The organism is Dietzia aerolata (assembly GCF_014144865.1).
Classification (GTDB): Bacteria; Actinomycetota; Actinomycetes; order Mycobacteriales; family Mycobacteriaceae; genus Dietzia; species Dietzia aerolata.
The window spans coordinates 1-1,251 of the sequence record NZ_JAALDM010000128.1; the positions used below are offsets into that span (position 1 = coordinate 1).

Here is a 1,251-nt window from a genome sequence, read left to right on the forward strand (position 1 = left end):
CACCACCGCACCCGCGGACACCGCCGACCACCCGTGCCCCAGCACCAGCCACGCGAGCAGGAACGACTGCAGCATCCCCTGCGGCAGCACCAGCAGCACCGACACCCCGTGGATGCGCTGCAGGTAGTCGGCCCCGCGATACGGAGACCGAGCGGTTCCCGACGCCGAGGTCGCGCGCGGCGCGGCCGGGGGAGGAGGATCGACGACGACGACGAGGGCAGCCACCGCCGAAACGACGGCCATCGCCAGGGGCACGGCAAACGCCGCCTCCAGTCCGTGGGCCTGCGCCAGCAGGGGGAGGCTCATTGCGGCAATCGCGGCGCCCACCGGCTGCGACATCTGTCGGATGCCCATGGCCAATCCGCGCCGATGCGGAGGGAACCAACCCACCACCAGCCGCCCGCTGGCGGAGTTTCCGGACGCGGTCGCCGCCCCGGCGAGCAGCAGGAATATCGCCATGGCCGCGAACGAGTCGGTGAACATCAGCGCAGTGATCGCGAGTGCGGCCGCCGTCGAGCCCGAGACCAGGACCAGTTTCTCGCCGGTCCGGTCGACCAGCCAGCCCCACGCGATGAGCGCCAGCGCCATGCCGACCGACGGCATCGCCACCAGGACGCCGGCCCGCGACAGCGACAGTCCCATCCCGGTCGTGAAGTAGGGGAGTAGGAAGCCGACGCCCACGATGAACGCGGAGCCCGACGCGGCGACGAACGTCGCGACGGCGAGGATCACCCAGTTCCGGACCGTCACCTCGTCCCGCTGCGCGTCCACCTCGTTCTCCACGACCCCAGACTAGCCAGGTTCCCACATTCTAAAAATCTAATCCCACAATGCGGAACTCAGCCCTAGTTCAGCTCGCCCTCGCCGACGTAGGTCGCGTACAGCGGAAGCGGCATGTCCTGGCGCCGGAGCACGGTTCCCCACACGTCTTCGCGGGCGGGCGCGAGCAGGTCGCTGGGCAGGCTCGGCGCGACGTACCAGTCGCCGCGGTCGAGTTCCCCTTGGAGCTGGCCGGGCGCCCAGCCGGTGTATCCGACGAACACGCGCATCCCGTCGACCCGGCCCCGCAGCCGCTCGGGGTCACTGTCCAAATCCACCACGTGCACCCGTCCCTCGATCCGCTGCAGCCCGGGATCATCGGCGACGTCGACCCCGGCCGAGAGCACGGCCAACGCGATGCCGGCGTCGGGTTTGACGGGCCCACCGATGTAGAACACCCCGGGCGCGGCGCACAGGTCGGCCCACGGCGGC

At 70.7% G+C, this 1,251-nt stretch carries 2 protein-coding genes; both read right to left on the reverse strand.

The window, feature by feature from the left end; all coding sequences use genetic code 11:
* On the reverse strand, positions 1-783 hold a 783-nt coding region (locus G6016_RS08535), incomplete at its 3' end, for an MFS transporter (RefSeq protein ID WP_338403555.1).
* Between the two features lie 62 nt (positions 784-845).
* Positions 846-1,251, reverse strand: a 406-nt coding sequence (locus G6016_RS08540; protein WP_182632237.1) for a YqgE/AlgH family protein, incomplete at its 5' end; no start/stop codon positions are given.